15 protein-coding genes are annotated in these 15,339 nt (G+C 65.8%); 12 read left to right on the top strand and 3 right to left on the bottom strand.

The genetic code is table 11. The annotated features are described in order from the left end of the window. Positions 1–2: 2 nt before the first annotated feature. Together IEV87_RS17560 and IEV87_RS17555 are read left to right on the top strand one after the other, a co-directional pair. The gene (locus tag IEV87_RS17560) at positions 3–1,142 is read left to right on the top strand and encodes an FAS1-like dehydratase domain-containing protein (protein ID WP_188479112.1); all 1,140 of its coding nucleotides are present in this window, start codon (positions 3–5) and stop codon (positions 1,140–1,142) included. A 106-nt stretch (positions 1,143–1,248) separates the two neighbouring features. Beyond that, complete coding sequence (locus IEV87_RS17555; protein WP_188479111.1) at positions 1,249–1,791, top strand: helix-turn-helix transcriptional regulator; 543 nt, start codon at positions 1,249–1,251, stop codon at positions 1,789–1,791. On the opposite strand, the gene IEV87_RS17550 is transcribed toward IEV87_RS17555, so the two are convergent. After that, on the bottom strand, positions 1,788–2,567 hold the full coding sequence (locus tag IEV87_RS17550) for an IclR family transcriptional regulator (RefSeq protein ID WP_188479110.1): 780 nt from the start codon (positions 2,565–2,567) through the stop codon (positions 1,788–1,790). The two genes, IEV87_RS17555 and IEV87_RS17550, sit on opposite strands and share 4 nt — an antisense overlap. 129 nt (positions 2,568–2,696) lie before the next feature. Between IEV87_RS17550 and IEV87_RS17545 the strand changes: the two genes are divergently transcribed. From IEV87_RS17545 to IEV87_RS17515, 7 genes are read left to right on the top strand one after another with little or no spacing between them, the layout of a single operon-like run. Beyond that, positions 2,697–3,899 carry a CaiB/BaiF CoA transferase family protein gene (locus IEV87_RS17545; protein WP_188479109.1) on the top strand — a complete coding sequence of 401 codons (1,203 nt, stop codon included), beginning with the start codon at positions 2,697–2,699 and terminating at the stop codon, positions 3,897–3,899. A gap of 3 nt (positions 3,900–3,902) precedes the next feature. Then, positions 3,903–5,069 (top strand): acyl-CoA dehydrogenase family protein, encoded by a 1,167-nt coding sequence (locus tag IEV87_RS17540; RefSeq protein WP_188479108.1) that lies wholly within the window; start codon positions 3,903–3,905, stop codon positions 5,067–5,069. A 10-nt stretch (positions 5,070–5,079) separates the two neighbouring features. Then, positions 5,080–5,538, top strand: coding sequence for a MaoC family dehydratase (locus tag IEV87_RS17535; protein WP_188479107.1), 459 nt, complete (start codon positions 5,080–5,082; stop codon positions 5,536–5,538). Next, the gene (locus IEV87_RS17530) at positions 5,538–6,395 is read left to right on the top strand and encodes an HpcH/HpaI aldolase/citrate lyase family protein (protein WP_188479106.1); all 858 of its coding nucleotides are present in this window, start codon (positions 5,538–5,540) and stop codon (positions 6,393–6,395) included. Before IEV87_RS17535 ends, IEV87_RS17530 begins: the two co-directional genes overlap by 1 nt. Position 6,396: 1 nt before the next feature. Beyond that, positions 6,397–6,984 (top strand): TRAP transporter small permease, encoded by a 588-nt coding sequence (locus tag IEV87_RS17525; RefSeq protein WP_188479105.1) that lies wholly within the window; start codon positions 6,397–6,399, stop codon positions 6,982–6,984. Next, positions 6,981–8,267 carry a TRAP transporter large permease gene (locus IEV87_RS17520; protein WP_188479104.1) on the top strand — a complete coding sequence of 429 codons (1,287 nt, stop codon included), beginning with the start codon at positions 6,981–6,983 and terminating at the stop codon, positions 8,265–8,267. Before IEV87_RS17525 ends, IEV87_RS17520 begins: the two co-directional genes overlap by 4 nt. 34 nt (positions 8,268–8,301) lie before the next feature. After that, a complete protein-coding gene (locus IEV87_RS17515) occupies positions 8,302–9,321 on the top strand; it encodes a TRAP transporter substrate-binding protein (protein WP_188479103.1) in 1,020 nt (339 codons plus the stop codon). A 45-nt stretch (positions 9,322–9,366) separates the two neighbouring features. Here IEV87_RS17515 and IEV87_RS17510 read toward each other — a convergent pair whose 3' ends face one another. Both IEV87_RS17510 and katG read right to left on the bottom strand, forming a co-directional pair. Next, entirely contained in the window at positions 9,367–11,025 is a 1,659-nt protein-coding gene (locus IEV87_RS17510) for an ATP-binding protein (protein WP_188479102.1), read from the bottom strand. A 146-nt stretch (positions 11,026–11,171) separates the two neighbouring features. Continuing rightward, positions 11,172–13,361: a catalase/peroxidase HPI gene (gene katG, locus IEV87_RS17505; RefSeq protein WP_188479101.1), complete on the bottom strand. Its 2,190-nt coding sequence runs from the start codon at positions 13,359–13,361 to the stop codon at positions 11,172–11,174. Positions 13,362–13,582: 221 nt separating this feature from the next. On the opposite strand from katG, the gene IEV87_RS17500 reads away from it, so the two are divergent. From IEV87_RS17500 to lptA, 3 genes are read left to right on the top strand one after another with little or no spacing between them, the layout of a single operon-like run. After that, positions 13,583–14,197: a ribonuclease D gene (locus IEV87_RS17500; protein WP_188479100.1), complete on the top strand. Its 615-nt coding sequence runs from the start codon at positions 13,583–13,585 to the stop codon at positions 14,195–14,197. A 39-nt stretch (positions 14,198–14,236) separates the two neighbouring features. After that, on the top strand, positions 14,237–14,845 hold the full coding sequence (locus IEV87_RS17495) for a hypothetical protein (RefSeq protein WP_188479099.1): 609 nt from the start codon (positions 14,237–14,239) through the stop codon (positions 14,843–14,845). A gap of 10 nt (positions 14,846–14,855) precedes the next feature. Further along, positions 14,856–15,338, top strand: coding sequence for a lipopolysaccharide transport periplasmic protein LptA (gene lptA / locus IEV87_RS17490; RefSeq protein ID WP_188479098.1), 483 nt, complete (start codon positions 14,856–14,858; stop codon positions 15,336–15,338). The last annotated feature ends 1 nt before the right edge of the window (position 15,339 follow it).

The raw sequence follows: 15,339 nt of genomic DNA, 5'->3' as shown, positions 1-15,339 counted from the left end.
CCATGAACGACATGACCCAGAGACAGTTTCCGAAGATCACGCAGGAGGGGCTCGACGATCTTTCCAAGCGGATCGGCGTGAAGATCGAGAACACGGTGGAGCCGTGGTGCTATGAGGCGACCCGCGACAACATCCGCCATTACGCGCATGGCATCGGCGACGACAACCCGCTGTGGTGCGACCCCGACTATGCGAAGGGGACGAAGTTCGGCGATGTGATCGCTTTGCCGTCCTTCCTGTTTTCCACCTCGCGCATCATCTCGGGTTACGTCGGCGGTCTGCCGGGGGTTCATGCGATGTGGTCGGGGTCGGACTGGACCTGGATGCGGCCGATCGCGCGGAACACGGAACTGCGGACGGAGGCCTATCTGAAGGACCTGATCGAACATGACACCCGCTTTGCGGGGCGCGCGGTGCAGCAGATCTACCATGTCGATTTCTACGATGCGAAGACCGGTGACCAGCTGGCGGCGGCGGATTCGTGGTGCTTCCGGACCGAGCGGAACCATGCAGCGGAGAAGGGGACCAAGTACACCGACGTGAAGAGCCGCCAGCCGCGGGTCTACACGCAGGAGGAGCTGGATTCCTACACCAAGTATTACGAACAGGAAGAGGTCCGCGGCGCCAGGACGCGGTACTGGGACGATGTCACCGTGGGAGAGGCGCTGCCGACCATGGTGAAGGGTCCGATGACCGTCACCGGCTTCATCGCCTATGCGCAGGGCTGGGGCGGGCTGTACATCCGGGCCAACAAGATGGCGTGGAAGCTGCAGCAGAAGCATCCCGGCGCGGGGATCAAGAACCGCTTCGGCATCCCCGACTGCCCGGAGCGGGTGCATTGGGAAGAGGAGTTCGCGCTGGAGGTCGGCGCGCCCGGTGCCTACGATTACGGGCCGGAGCGGGCGTCCTGGCTGACGCATCACGTCACCAACTGGGCCGGGGACGATGGCTTCCTCAGCCAGGCCAAGTGCCAGGTGCGCCGTCACAACCCCGAAGGCGACATCATCCTGATCCATGGCGAGGTGACGCGAAAGTTCGACAAGGACGGCAAGTACTTCGTCGAAATCAGCCAGCGCGCCGAACAGCAGGACGGAGAGCTTTCGGCCGTCGGATCCTGCATCGTGGAACTGCCGAAGAAGTAGTCCGCAACGGGGCCGTCCGGTTTCCGTCTGGAGCCGGGCGGCGATCCGTGATTGCATGGGGCGCATCCTTCCCGTGGTGCGCCCCGTTTTCTTGCCGCCTGACCCGATGACGCCCGATACCGAGATCTTTGAACATGCCCCGGTCGGGCTGATCTATTCCGAAAACCGGGTGATCCGCCGCTGCAACCTGCGGTTCGCCGCCATGTTCGGTTACGAGGCCGGGGCGCTGGAGGGCAAGTCGCTGGAGATGTTCTATCCCTCACGCGACGAATTCGACAACACGGGGCAGCACTGGGTCCGGGAACTGCGCGCGCACGGGGCCTATGCCGACGAACGGGTGATGCGGCGTCAGGACGGAACGCTGTTCTGGTGCCGGGTGCGGGGGCAGTCGCTGGATGCCGGCGACCCGCTGGCGCGCGCGGTCTGGAGCTTTTCCGACCTGTCAGGGGAACGGCAGGTGGTGCCGCTGACCCGCCGCGAGAGGCAGGTCGGCATGCTGCTGGTCGAAGGGCTGACCGCGAAGGAGATCGCGCGGCGGCTGGAAATTTCCCCGCGCACAGTGCATGCGCACAAGGACCGGCTGATGACCCGGTTCGGGGTGCGCAATTCGCTGGAACTGGTGCGCTGCCTGACCTCGCTGCCGCGTTAGCTCCAGTCCGGGACGGTGATGTCCTTGAGCGTGCGGGCGCAGTGGTCGGGCCCGAGTTCGCGGGCGATGGCGGCGTATATACGGCGCGCGTTCTCCTCGAACTTGTCGGCGACGCGGTAGAGCGGACCGGCGACGGTGATCGAATAGATGCGGTCGCCGAGGACGACCGGAACGGCAACCCCGCCGAGGTCGGGAGAGTAGTTCGAGGCAGAGTAGAACCAGCCGCGCCGGCGGGCCGCGTCCATCTGTTCGTGCACCTCTGCCACCGATTTCGCGGCATTCACACCCCAGCATCCGTATTCGGTCTTGCGCAGGATGACATCGCGGTCGCGCTCGCTCATCTGTGACAGCAGGGTCTGGCCAGAGGCGGTGACATGGATCGGCACCCGGTTTCCAAGCTGCGCGGCATAGCGCACGGCGGCAGAGGATTCCACGACCTCGAGGAACACGGCGTAAAGCCCGCTTGGCGCGGAGATCCAGATCGTCTCTCCGGTCTCGCGGCCCAGTTCGGTGATGATGCGGTGCAGGGCCTCGGGTACGGGTTCCGCTTCGGTGAAGGCCTGGGACAGGCGCTGCCAGCGGGAGGACGGATAGAAACCCGCGCGGGGACGGGGTTCGTAGAGGTAGCCCGAATCCACCAGCGTCGAGAGGATGTGATGCGCGCTCGACCGTGGCCAACCGAAGTGGCGCACCACGTCGGCGAGCGTCGCCGGTTCCTTGCGGTCAGCAAAAAACTCTAGCAGGGCAAGGAGGTTTTCGATCTGTTTAACGGCCATGTCCCTATCTGCCCCGATTTTGACGATCTGATCCAGAGTCCGTTGACAAGTGCCACGGGCTCTGCCTAACTTGTTCCATATATTGCTGTATTTGTCCACATATATGGACAAATGGGAGGAGACGGCAAGATGGGACCGCTGGCAGGACTTCGCGTCCTTGACCTCAGCTCCGTTCTTATGGGGCCATATGCGACACAGATCCTTGGCGACTACGGCGCCGAGGTCATCAAGGTCGAAGCGCCCGCGGGCGATCTGGTGCGGGAGATCACTCCGGCCCGGACCCCCGGCATGGGGGCGATGTATCTCAACACCAACCGGTCCAAGGAAAGCATCGTCCTGAACCTGAAGAAGGAGGAGGGCCGCGCGGCCGTCCTGCGCATGGTGGCGCAGAGCGACGTGGTGGTGACCAATGTGCGTCCGCGCAAAATGGACCGGCTCGGGCTAAGCTGGGACGTGCTGCAGCAGACCAATCCCAAGGTAATCTATGCGGCGCTTGTCGGGTTCGACCAGCAGGGGCCCTATGCGGGGCGTCCGGCCTATGACGACCTGATCCAGGGCGGTGCCTGCATCCCCTACCTGTTCCAGAAGGCAGGCCAGAAACCGGCCTATGTTCCGGCGGCGATCTGCGACCGGATCGTGGGGATGTCGGCGGTGAACGCGATCCTCGCGGCGGTGATCGAGCGCGACCGCTCCGGTCAGGGGCAGAAGGTCGAGGTGCCGATGTACGAAACGATGCTGGCGATGATCCTCGCCGATCACCTCGGCGGGCTGACCTTCGTGCCGCCTCTGGACCAGGGCGGATACCGGCGGCACCTGTCTCCGGACCGGAAGCCCTACGAAACGCAGGACGGCTATGTCTGCGCGTTGATCTACAACGATGGCCACTGGGAGCGGTTCTTCCGCGAACTCGGCCGGCCCGAGATGCCGAAAGCCGATCCGCGCTATGCCACCTTCGCCGCCCGTATGGCCCATATCGACGAGGTTTATGCGGAACTGGGCGAGCTTATGAAGACCCGCACCACTGCGGAATGGATGGACCTGTTCGATCGCGCCGACGTGCCCGCCCTGCCAATGCACAGTTTCGCCAGCGCGCTCGAGGACCCGCATCTTGCCGCCGTCGGCTTCTTCGAAGAGGTCGATCATCCGACCGAGGGGCGGATCCGGCAGATGGCGGTCCCGGCCAGCTTTTCGCGCACCCCTGCGCGCCCCGAAAGGCCGGCTCCGGCCATGGGGGCCAACGGCGCGTCCATACTGGATCGTATGGGTTTCACGGGCGAGGAGGTCGCTGCACTGGTGCAGACCGGCGCCGTCACCCTGCCGGAGAAGGGCTGAGACATGGATTTTTCACTGACCGAAGACCAGCGGGCGATACAGGACGCGATCGAACGCATCTGCGCCGGGTTCGGTGATGACTACTGGCTGAAGAAGGACCGGGAGGGCGGGTTCCCGACCGATTTCTACGATGCGCTGGCACGCGAGGGTTGGCTTGGCATCTGCACGGCAGAGGCGCAGGGCGGCGCGGGGCTCGGCGTCACCGAGGCGACGATCATGATGCGCACGATTGCGGAGTCGGGCGCGGGACTGTCGGGGGCCTCGGCGGTGCATATCAACATCTTCGGGCTGAAGCCGGTGGATGTGTTCGGCACGCAGGCGCAGAAGGACCGGATGATCCGCCCGATGGCCGAGGGGCGGGAAAAGGCATGCTTCGGCGTGACGGAGCCGAACACCGGGCTGAACACCACTCAGCTGAAGCTGCGGGCCGAGAAGCGCGGCGACCGCTACGTGGTGAACGGGCAGAAAGTGTGGATCTCGACCGCGCAGGTCGCCGACAACATTCTGCTGCTGGCCCGGACCACGCCGCTCGAGGAGGTGACGTCGCCCACGCAGGGGCTGTCGCTGTTCTACACGCCGTTCGACCGGAGCCGGATCAAGGTGTCTGAGATCGAGAAGATGGGCCGCAAGGCGGTCGACTCGAACGAACTGTTCTTCGAGAATTTCGAAATCCCCGAAGAGGACCGCATAGGGGCGGAGGGCGAGGGCTTCCGCATGATCCTGCAGGGCATGAACCCCGAGCGTATCCTGATCGCCGCCGAAGCCGTCGGTCTGGGCTTTGCCGCGCTGCGCCGGGCGACTGCCTACGCCAGGGAGCGGGTCGTCTTCAACAGGCCGATCGGGCAGAACCAGGCGATCCAGCACCCCCTTGCGGTCTGCCAGTCGGAGCTTGAGGCCGCCTGGCTGGTCACGATGAAAGCTGCCTGGGAATACGATCAGGGCATGAACGCCGGTGCCAGCGCCAACATGGCCAAGTACCTGGCGGGCGAGGCGGGGTTCAATGCCTGCCAGCAGGCGGTCATGACACACGGCGGTTTTGGCTACGCCAAGGAATATCACGTGGAGCGGTATCTGCGCGAAAGCCTGATCCCGCGCATCGCCCCGATCTCTCCCCAGCTTGCGCTCTGCTATATCGCGGAGCGGGTGCTGGGTCTGCCGAAATCTTACTGAGGAGACGCGTATGGCCGGGCTCTGGTTCGAGGAATTCCACGAGGGACAGCAGTTTCGTCACGAGCTGTCGCGCTCTGTCACGGAAAGCGACAACATGATGTTTTCGCTCATGTCGATGAACCCGCAGCCCCTGCATATCGACTTCGATTTCGCGAAAGGGACGGAGTGGGGCAAGCCGCTGTTCAATTCGATGTTCACCTTTGCGATCATGGTGGGGCTGACGGTGCAGGACACGACGCTTGGCACGACCATCGGCAATCTCGGGTTTTCCGAGGTGACCTTCCCCGCACCGGTATTCCACGGCGACACGCTGCGGGCGGAGACGACGGTGCTTTCGGTGCGCGAATCCAAATCGCGGCCGACGCAGGGGCTGGTCGAGTTCGAGCATCGCTGTCTGAAGCAGGACGGCACGGTGGTCGCGCAGTGCAAGCGCATGGCGCTGATGCGCAAGCGGCCGGAGGCGGCCTGATGCGGTCCTTCCTGTTTGTGCCCGGCGACTCCGCGCGGAAATTCGAGAAGGCCGTCGGCGGGGATGCCGACGCGCTGATCCTGGACCTCGAGGATTCCGTCGCGGCCTCTGCCAAGGACGCGGCGCGCGGGACGGTCGGCGACATGCTGCGCGGCGACAGGGGCGGCAAAGCGCTGTTCGTCCGGGTCAACGCGCTGGATACGGGGCTGACCCTGGCGGATCTGGCCGCCGTCCTGCCCCACGCTCCGGACGGGATTTGCCTGCCGAAATGCGAAGGGCCGGAGGATCTGAATCGCGTCGCCAACTACCTCGCCGCGTTCGAGGCGGCGCACGGGCTCTCCCCGGTCAAGATCATCGCCATCGCCACGGAAACGGCGGCGTCGCTGTTCACCCTCGGCGGCTACGCGGGATGTGACAAGCGGCTCTGGGGCATGATGTGGGGCGCGGAGGATCTGGCCGCCTCGCTCGGCGCACGGGAAAACGGCGCGCGAGAGGGGTTCCATGAACCGTTCCGGCTGGCGCGGAACCTCTGTCTTGCCGGGGCGGCGGCTGCGGGGGTGGTCGCGATCGATACGATCTGCGCGGTGCTCGACGACCTGTCCGTGGTCGAACGCGAGGCGCGGGAGGCCCGGCGCGACGGGTTCGGCGCCAAGGCGGTGATCCATCCCAAGCATGTTGCGCCGGTCAATGCCGCCTTTACCCCGACGGAAGAGGAACTGGACTGGGCGCGCAAGGTTCTGGCCGCCTTTGCCGAAAATCCTGACGCCGGGGTGGTGCGCATCGACGGGCAGATGATCGACAAGCCGCATGAACGGGCCGCGCGCAAGATCATGGCTGCCGCCGGGCAGGAGGTCTGACATGGCCGCACCGGGGGAACCTCAACTGCCGCTCAACGCGCCCTCGGCCTGGCTGGCGCGGGTGGAAACCGTTCTCGTCGCGCTGTCGGCCATCGCGCTGGCGGGGATCATGTGCACCGTCATGCTGGACGTGGTGCTGCGCTACGTGTTCCACGCACCGCTGGTCTGGTCCTATGACCTGATCGGGCTGTACCTGGTCGGGGCGGTCTTCTTCTTTGCGCTGTCGGACACGATGCAGCAGCACGGGCATATCGCGCTGGATGTCTTCGTGCCGCTGATCCCGTTCCGGCTGCGGCACGCAGCGCAGAGCGCGGGCTTTGCGGCCTCGACCCTGCTGCTGGCCGCGATCACCTGGCTGGAATACGGGCAGGCGGTGCAGGCCCTTGTCGCGGATAACCGGATCGCGGGCATCGTGCCGTTCCAGACCTGGGTCGCGCATGCGGTTCTGGCGCTCGGGATGGGCGTTCTGGTGCTGCGCTGCGCCTACCGGACGCTGTTCCACGCCCTGTCTGCCGTTACCGGGCGCGACATGGTCGAACTGCCGCCGCCGCCCGTCACATCAACCGCAGGGCTGGAGTCCGCAGAATGACCGTTACCGTCGCGCTGATCGTCCTTGTGGCCATGCTGGTCTTCGGCCTGCCGGTGGCGCTGGCCATGGCGGTGTCGGGGGCGACCGGGCTTTACATGTTCGGCGGCTGGCCGATCCTGCAGGGGATCCTCAAGACCTCGCCGCTTTCGACCGCCAATGACTACGAGATCATCACGATCCCGATGTTCCTGCTGATGGCGGAGTTCGTCATCATCTCGGGCGTGGCCAACGACCTGTTCCGGGCGGCGACCGTCTGGGTCGGGCGGCTGCGCGGCGGGGTGGCCATGGCGACGGCGCTGGCGGGCGCGGGGTTCGGGGCGATCTCCGGGTCCTCCACAGCCGCTGCCGCGACGCTGGCCTCCACCTCCATCCCGGCGATGCTGAAGGAGGGCTACGAGCCCAAGCTTGCCTGCGGGGTCGTGGCGATTTCCGGCACGCTGGCGATGCTGATCCCGCCGTCCATCGCGCTGATCCTCTACGGCATCATCGCCGACATCCCGATCGGGGCGCTGCTGATCGGCGGGATCATTCCGGGCATCATCGTGACCTTCACGATCATCCTGACCATTGCCTTCCTGGTCTGGCGCGACCCGTCCGTGGCGCCGGTCGGGAAGTCCTACACGATCCGGGAGAAGTTCGCCTCGCTCAACCGCGTCGGGCTGGTGCTGATCCTGTTCTTCGCGGTGACCGGCACGATCTATTCCGGTATCGCCACGCCGACGGAGGCCTCGGGCATCGGGGCGTTCTGCGCGATGCTGATCGCCGCCTGGGAACGCAAGCTGAGCCTGACGAACCTGCTGCGCGCACTGCGCTCCGCGGCGCAGACCACGTGCATGGTGCTGTTCATCATCCTGGGCGCGCATATCTTCGGGTATTTCTTCACCCTTACGCGTGTCACAAACGACATCACCACATGGGTCGGCGGGCTGGATGCGTCGCACGGGATGATCCTCGCCGTCATCCTGCTTGGCTACCTGATCCTCGGGTTCTTCATGGACCAGATCGCGATCCTGATCCTGACGGTGCCGGTGGTCCTGCCGCTGATCCTCGACATGGGATACGATCCCGTATGGTTCGGCGTTCTGGTCGTCGTGACGGCCGAGGTCGGGATGGTCACGCCGCCGCTTGGCATGAACGTCTTCGTAGTCGCCCGCTACACGCGCCGCCCGCTCGGAGAGCTGTTCCGCGGCGTCGCGCCCCATGTCTGGGCGCATCTCATCGTCATTGCCCTGCTCGCCGCATTTCCGGCGATCACCCTGTGGCTGCCGTCAACGATGCGGTAGCCGCGTTTCTTGTTCGACAGAGGAGGTACGAACAATGACCAGAAAGACCACGGGCCTGTTAGCGGCCCTCATGATGACGGCGGTTGCCGCACCGGTCGCGGCACAGGAGGTGACGCTGCGACTGGCCGACAGCCTGCCGGTCGGCCACTACATGACCACCGGTGTGGCCGACCCGCTGATGGCCAAAACGAAGGAGATGACGGGGGACAAGGTTGCCTTCGAACATTTCCCGGCCGAACAGCTTGGCAAGGCCAAGGACATGCTGTCGCTGGTGCAGTCCGGCGTGGCGGACATCGCCTATGTCGGCGCGTCCTATTCGGCGGACAAGCTGCCCCTGTCCTCGGTCGGGGAACTGCCCGAGGCGTTCTCGAACTCCTGCGAGGGGACGAAGGCGTTCTGGTCGGTCGCAAAGCCGGGCGGTGCGCTTGACGTGGCCGAATACCAGCCGGAGGGTGTGCGCGCGCTGGCGGTTCTGGTGCTGTCCCCGTATCAGCTGTTCGTGCATGGCGACCTGGCGGGGATCGGTGACGTGAACGGGATGAAGGTCCGGGTCACCGGGGCACCCAAGATCGCGGCGATCCAGAAACTGGGCGGCGTGCCGGTGAACGTGCCGGGCCCCGAGGCGCGCGAGGCGCTGTCGCGCGGCACGGTGGATGCCATCGCCTTCCCGATCGCGTCGATCAAGCCCTATGACCTTGCGCCGCATATCAAGACGGCGACCAAGGGGCTGAACTTCGGGTCTTTCGTCGCGACCTGGATGATCAGCCAGGCGAAGTACGACAGCCTTCCCGAAGATGTGCAGAAGGCGCTGACCGAGGCCGGAGAGGCGGCGACGCTGAATGGCTGCGAGGCGACGGATGCCTCAACCGAGGAGGACTTCAAGTTCGTTGCTGAACAGGGCGTCACGTTCGTCGACCTGCCGGCAGCGGATCTGGACACGCTGCAGGGTGTCATGTCCTCCGTCGGGGATGAATGGGCGGCGGATCTGGACGGGCGTGGGAAACCGGGCACCGATATCCTGAACGCCTTCCGGGCGGGCCTGAAGTCCGAATGATCTGACGGTTTCGGACAGTGGCGGGGGCGTCCCTCGGGGCGCCCCTCAGCTGTTCTGCGCCGGTGAATCGCGGCGGTTCAGCGCGTCTTGCAACAGTCGGGCCAGGTCGGGCAGCGCGTAGGGTTTCTTCAGCACCGGATCACCGTCGGGGCCGGTGTCTTCGCCCGGAGGAGCGCCGTAGCCCGACATGTAGATGACCGGTCCGCCAAAACCCGCCGCACGGAGCTGCCGGACAAGGTCCTGGCCCCGCAGGCTGCCGGGCATCACCACATCGGTGAGCAACAGGTCAAAGGCCGCGCCTTCGCCGTGCAGGCGCAGCGCCTCCTCCGCAGATCCGGCGGTCAGTACCACGTAGCCAAGCTGTTCGACCGCCCTGGCCGTGATCGCCAGCAGCGGCGGTTCGTCATCGACCAGCAACAGCGTCTCGCCCTTGCCGCGGGGAATGTCGGTTTCACGCGCCGCCGCACTGCCACGGGGCAGGGACAGGGTGACCGTCGTGCCGAAGCCGGTTTCGGAGGTGATGTCGAGGTACCCGCCGCTCTGTTCCGCGAAACCATGGGCCATGGACAGGCCAAGGCCGGTGCCGGTGGTGTCCTGCTTGGTCGTGAAGAAGGGGTCGGTGGCCCGGCTCAGGGTCGCGGCGGGCATGCCGGGGCCGTCGTCGGTGACGGTGATGTCGATCAGTGCGGTATCGGGGCGGGGCCGTGCGGCGATCGTGATCGCTGTGCCGACGCCGGAGTCGCGGATGGCATCGCGGCTGTTCAGCACGAGGTTCAGCAGGACGTTTTCAAGCTGGGCGACATCGCAGCGGATGGTGAGCGGGTCCTCGGGCGGGGTGAAGATGAGGCTGATCTTCCTGCCGACAGCGGGGGCGGCGAGGGTTGCGAAGTCGGTGAACAGCTGGCCGACCTCGACCGTCGTGTCGGTGTCGGGAAGCTGGCGCGCGAAACCCAGCAGGCGGGAGGTCAGTTCGGCCCCCCGGCGGACCGATACCAGCGCGGTGTCGAGATAGGGTTCCGCCTCCTCGGCCGTGTCGGGCAGGGCGAGTTCGACGGACTTCTCGATGGTGGCGAGGATGTTGTTGAAGTCGTGCGCCACGCCGCCGGTCAGCTGGCCGAGCGCCTCGAGCCGCGCGGCGCGTTCGTTCTGCTGATGGTGGCGGTCGCTTTCGGTCATCCGGCGCAGGCGCACCAGCGCGGCCAGGCCCGAGGAGCCGGTGACCGGCGTTGCGGACACAAGGATCTGCACACGCGGCGTGCCGGTGCCGGGGTCCAGCCAGGCGCGGGTTTCGGAGAGCTCTCCGCCGGTGAGGGTCGACAGCGACAGGGTGGCCCGGCTGTCCGGGGCGCGGTCGGACAGGATGCGATCCTCGGGCCAGGGGGCGGGCAGCGCGGTCAGGGACAGCAGGTCCCGCGCCTCTGTGTTGGCGAAGAGGATGCGGGCGTCGCGGTCAAGACCGACAAGACCGGCGTCCTGGGCTTCGAGAAGCGCGGTGAGCCGGGCCTCGGCGGTGTCCTGCGCGCGGCGTGAGTCGGCGTTCCGGCGCCGGGCGTCGAAGGCGGCAGCAATCGCGATGGCGGCAATGAGGAGGAGCAGGCCAATGGTGCCCGCCCCGGTCCGGGTCGTGGTTTCGGCGGGCTGAGCAAGGGCCGGAGTTGCGGTCCAGAACGCTGCAAGCATCGCACAGGCGGACGGGCGTAACATGATTTTAGGATACATGATTCGATGCGGGGGACCCTGGTCGTATCGTGCGATCCTAGTCCCGGCCACGGCCAACGCCACAACTTTGATGTGTCCAATAGGAAAGGACGCCGCGACATGCGCGGCGTCCCTCTCATCTCTGGCGCGGCTCAGACGTCGAAGCGGTCGGCGTTCATCACCTTGGTCCAGGCGGCGACGAAGTCCTTCACGAACTTTTCGCCGTTGTCGGACTGGGCATAGACCTCGGCCAGCGCCCTCAGCTGGGAATTGGAGCCGAAGACAAGGTCCGCGCGGGTGGCGGTCCACTTCTGCTCTCCGCTGGCGCGATCGGTGCCTTCGAACAGGTCCTGCTTGTCCGAGGTCGCCTTCCACGCCGTTCCCATGTCGAGAAGGTTGACGAAGAAGTCGTTGCTCAGCGTGCCCGGCTTTTCGGTGAACACGCCGTGATTGGTGTTGCCATGGGTCGCACCCATGACCCGCAGGCCGCCGACCAGCGCCGTCATCTCGGGCGCGGTGAGCGCGAGCAGATGCGCCCGGTCGATCATCAGCTGTTCGGAAGGCACCGTGTAGTCGGCTTTCAGGTAGTTGCGGAAGGCGTCGGCAAACGGCTCCAGCGGCTCAAAGCTTTCTGCATCGGTCTGTTCCGCCGTCGCGTCGGTACGGCCCGGGGTGAACGGCACTTCGATCGGGAAACCGCCGTCCTTCGCGGCCTTCTCGACCCCGACGACGCCGCCCAGCACGATCAGATCGGCGAGGGAGACGGTCTTGGAGCCGGTGTCGAAGCCCGCCTTGATGTCTTCGTAGACCTTCAGGACCCTGGACAGGTTGTCGGGTTCGTTGACTTCCCAGTCCGATTGCGGCGCAAGCCGGATGCGTGCACCGTTGGCCCCGCCGCGCTTGTCGGAATTACGGAATGTCCCGGCCGAAGACCATGCGGTGTAGACGAGATCGCGCACCGACAGGCCCGACGCCGCGATCTTGTCCTTCAGCGCGGCGACGTTGGCCGGGTCAAGCGGCGCGCCCGTGGCGGCGGGGACCGGGTCCTGCCAGATCAGGTCCTCTTCGGGTACTTCCTTGCCAAGGTAGCGGACCTTGGGCCCCATGTCGCGGTGCGTCAGCTTGAACCAGGCGCGGGCGAAAGCGTCGGCGAACTGGTCCGGGTTCTCGTAGAAGCGGCGGGAGATCGGTTCGTAGACCGGGTCCAGGCGCAGGGCGAGGTCGGTGGTCAGCATGTTCGGGGTCCGCTTCTTGGACGGATCATGCGGGTCTGCGACCGTGCCTTCGGCCTCGGCGTTCTTGGGCTTCCACTGATGCGCGCCGGCGGGGGATTTTGTCAGCTCCCACTCGTACTCGAAGAGGTTGTGAAAGAAGCCGTGACCCCACTGGGTCGGGGTGGTGGTCCAGATAACCTCAAGCCCGGAGGTAAAGGCGTTCGCCCCGCCCCGCCCGTCGCCGGAGGTCCAGCCGAAGCCCTGTTCGGCGATGTCCGCGCCCTCCGGCTCCTTGCCGATGGCGGCGGCGTCACCCATGCCGTGAGTCTTGCCGAAGGTGTGGCCGCCCGCGATCAGCGCAACGGTTTCCTCGTCGTTCATGGCCATGCGACCGAAGGTTTCGCGAATGTCCTTGGCGGCGGCCAGCGGATCGGGCGTGCCGTCGGGACCTTCGGGGTTCACGTAGATCAGGCCCATCTGGACGGCAGCCAGCGGGTTTTCCAGCGCGCGGCCTTCGGAGTAGCGGCCGTTCGGCTTTTCGGAGGTCTGCAGCCATTCCTCCTCGGTGCCCCAGTAGATGTCCTCACCGGGTTCCCAGACGTCTTCGCGACCGCCGCCGAAACCGAAGGTCTTGAAGCCCATGGTTTCCAGCGCGACGTTGCCGGTCAGGATCATCAGGTCGGCCCAGGACAGGGCGTTGCCGTATTTTGCCTTGACCGGCCAGAGCAGGCGGCGGGCCTTGTCGAGGTTGGCGTTGTCCGGCCAGGAGTTCAGCGGCGCGAACCGCTGCGCACCGGAGGAGGAGCCACCGCGCCCGTCACCCGTCCGGTAGGTCCCGGCGGAGTGCCAGGCCATGCGGATCATGAACGGCCCGTAGTGGCCCCAGTCCGCGGGCCACCAGTCCTGGCTGTCGGTCATGACCTTGGCGATGTCGGCCTTCACCGCATCGAGGTCGAGCGCCTTGAACGCCTCCGCGTAGTTGAAATCCGGGTCCATCGGGTTCGACGCGACGCCGTTCTGGTGCAGGATCTTCAGGTTCAGCTGGTTCGGCCACCAGTCCCTGTTCGACCGCTGCCGCGAAGTGTGAAGCACCGGGCATTTTCCGGCTGCGAGATCGTTTCCGTCCATGGTTCTCTCTCCCGTCTGGCTGAGAATGGGGCCGAACGACTCGGCCGTCGCGGGGAAGGTAGCAGGGGTCATCCATCAGCATAACCCGCAGTTGTCTGATGCTTTCGATAAGGCGGAGTTATGCCATAAGCGTGCGGCGCCCCGCAACTTCGCGGCATGTCAATTGCGCTTGGGCAGGGATGGGGCTAGATCCGCCCCGGTAGGCCGGAAGGGAGCACCCCGTGACCAATCATCTTTACCGGGGCGATCTGCCCGACGGGCTGGACCTTGGCCCGGTGGTCGCCATCGACTGCGAGACCATGGGGCTGAACCCGCATCGCGACAGGCTTTGCGTCGTGCAGATGTCGGGCGGCGACGGGGACAGCCATATCGTTCAGGTCGCGATCGGACAGAGCGAGGCGCCGAACCTGTGCCGGATGCTGACCGATCCTAAGGTGCTGAAGCTGTTTCACTTCGGCCGGTTTGACATCGCCGCGCTGTTCAATGCCTTCGGGGCGCTGGCCGCGCCGGTGTACTGCACCAAGATCGCGTCCAGGCTGGTGCGCACCTATACCGACCGCCACGGGCTCAAGAACCTAACGCAGGAACTGATCGGTGTGGACCTGTCGAAGGTGCAGCAGTCCTCAGACTGGGGGGCGGAGGACCTGACCGAGGCGCAGCTGGAATATGCGGCGTCCGACGTGCTTTACCTGCACCGGCTGCGCGAGGAACTGGATTTGCGTCTTGCGCGCGAAGGGCGGACAGAGGTGGCGAAGGCCTGTTTCGATTTCCTGCCGATGCGGGCGCGGCTTGATCTGATGGGCTGGCCCGAAACGGACATCTTCGCGCATACATGACCCGCGCGCGCGCATATCCGCGGGCCGGGGCGGCCTGAAATGGCCTGGGCGGAGGACAGATATTCCCGCCTGATCGGCTGGCTGAAGGTCGCGCTGCCGCTGACTGCGCTTGCGCTCCTGTCGACGGTGTTCCTGCTGTCGCGCGGTCAGGATGCGTCGACCGACCTTCCTTATGCGGAGATCGACGTCGGCAAGGACGGACTGGTCGAACGGGTGCTGCGGCCCAGCTTTGCCGGGGCGACGAAGGACGGCGATCTGATTGCCTTTGTCGCGGAAACCGCGCGGCCCGTGGGAGAGGGGCTGGGCAAGCTGAGCGCCGATGACGTACGGGCGCGTATTGATCTGCGGACCGGCGGAACGATCACCTTCCGCTCCGACACTGCGGTGATGGACCAGCCCGAGGGGCTGGCGGAACTGCAGGGCGGGGTGGTGATCGTGTCCTCCTCGGGCTACACGGCAGAGACAGAGACGCTGCGGGCCGGGCTGCGCGACCTGTTCGCGGAAACCGACGGGCAGATCCACGCGGAGGGTCCGCTCGGGCGGTTCGTTGCCGGGCGGATGCGGCTGACGGCGGAAGAGGACGGGGAGACCGTTCAAATGCTGTTCACGGATGGCGTGAAGCTGGTATATCTCCCGCAATCTCAGTGAGGAATTCTTGATGTCCATTTCCCGCCTGATCGGTCTCGGGCTTCTTCTTATCCTGCCGTCGCTGGCGTTCGCGCAGCAGACCGCCTTTGGCAGCGGCCAGGTCGATCCCGATCAGCCGGTCGAGGTCGAAAGCGACGAACTCAAGGTCAGCGAGACTGACGGAACGGCGGAATTCCTCGGCAATGTGGTGATCGTGCAGGGCGAGATGCGGCTGGCGGCCCCGCGCGTGCTGGTCGTCTATGACGAGGAAGGCGAGCGTATCAAGCGGCTGGAGGCCACCGGCGGCGTGACGCTTGTCAGCGGAGAGGACGCGGCAGAGGCGCAGCGCGCGGATTACGACATCGACGGCGGTCAGGTGGTGATGACCGGCGACGTCCTGCTGGTTCAGGGCAAGTCGACGCTGGAGTCGCAGCGCATGGTGGTTGATCTGAACGGCGGCACGGCCCAGATGGAAGGCCGCGTGCGCACGATCCTCAACCAGAAGAAGGACTGAC

It is taken from the genome of Primorskyibacter flagellatus, assembly GCF_014638275.1.
GTDB classification, from domain to species: domain Bacteria; phylum Pseudomonadota; class Alphaproteobacteria; order Rhodobacterales; family Rhodobacteraceae; genus Pseudooceanicola; species Pseudooceanicola flagellatus_A.
The sequence above is the reverse complement of the archived record's forward strand: the minus strand, read 5'-3'. Positions and strand labels throughout refer to the sequence as shown.

Bases quoted from the DNA above. Each gene is read 5' to 3' on its own strand.
- IEV87_RS17560 (WP_188479112.1), top strand. From the start codon at position 3: ATGAACGACATGACCCAGAGACAGTTTCCGAAGATCACGCAGGAGGGG.
- lptA (WP_188479098.1), top strand. From the start codon at position 14,856: ATGTCCATTTCCCGCCTGATCGGTCTCGGGCTTCTTCTTATCCTGCCG.
- IEV87_RS17540 (WP_188479108.1), top strand. From the start codon at position 3,903: ATGGATTTTTCACTGACCGAAGACCAGCGGGCGATACAGGACGCGATC.
- IEV87_RS17550 (WP_188479110.1), bottom strand. From the start codon at position 2,567: ATGGCCGTTAAACAGATCGAAAACCTCCTTGCCCTGCTAGAGTTTTTT.
- IEV87_RS17525 (WP_188479105.1), top strand. From the start codon at position 6,397: ATGGCCGCACCGGGGGAACCTCAACTGCCGCTCAACGCGCCCTCGGCC.
- IEV87_RS17515 (WP_188479103.1), top strand. From the start codon at position 8,302: ATGACCAGAAAGACCACGGGCCTGTTAGCGGCCCTCATGATGACGGCG.
- IEV87_RS17535 (WP_188479107.1), top strand. From the start codon at position 5,080: ATGGCCGGGCTCTGGTTCGAGGAATTCCACGAGGGACAGCAGTTTCGT.
- IEV87_RS17530 (WP_188479106.1), top strand. From the start codon at position 5,538: ATGCGGTCCTTCCTGTTTGTGCCCGGCGACTCCGCGCGGAAATTCGAG.
- IEV87_RS17510 (WP_188479102.1), bottom strand. From the start codon at position 11,025: ATGTTACGCCCGTCCGCCTGTGCGATGCTTGCAGCGTTCTGGACCGCA.
- IEV87_RS17545 (WP_188479109.1), top strand. From the start codon at position 2,697: ATGGGACCGCTGGCAGGACTTCGCGTCCTTGACCTCAGCTCCGTTCTT.
- IEV87_RS17555 (WP_188479111.1), top strand. From the start codon at position 1,249: ATGACGCCCGATACCGAGATCTTTGAACATGCCCCGGTCGGGCTGATC.
- IEV87_RS17495 (WP_188479099.1), top strand. From the start codon at position 14,237: ATGGCCTGGGCGGAGGACAGATATTCCCGCCTGATCGGCTGGCTGAAG.
- IEV87_RS17520 (WP_188479104.1), top strand. From the start codon at position 6,981: ATGACCGTTACCGTCGCGCTGATCGTCCTTGTGGCCATGCTGGTCTTC.
- katG (WP_188479101.1), bottom strand. From the start codon at position 13,361: ATGGACGGAAACGATCTCGCAGCCGGAAAATGCCCGGTGCTTCACACT.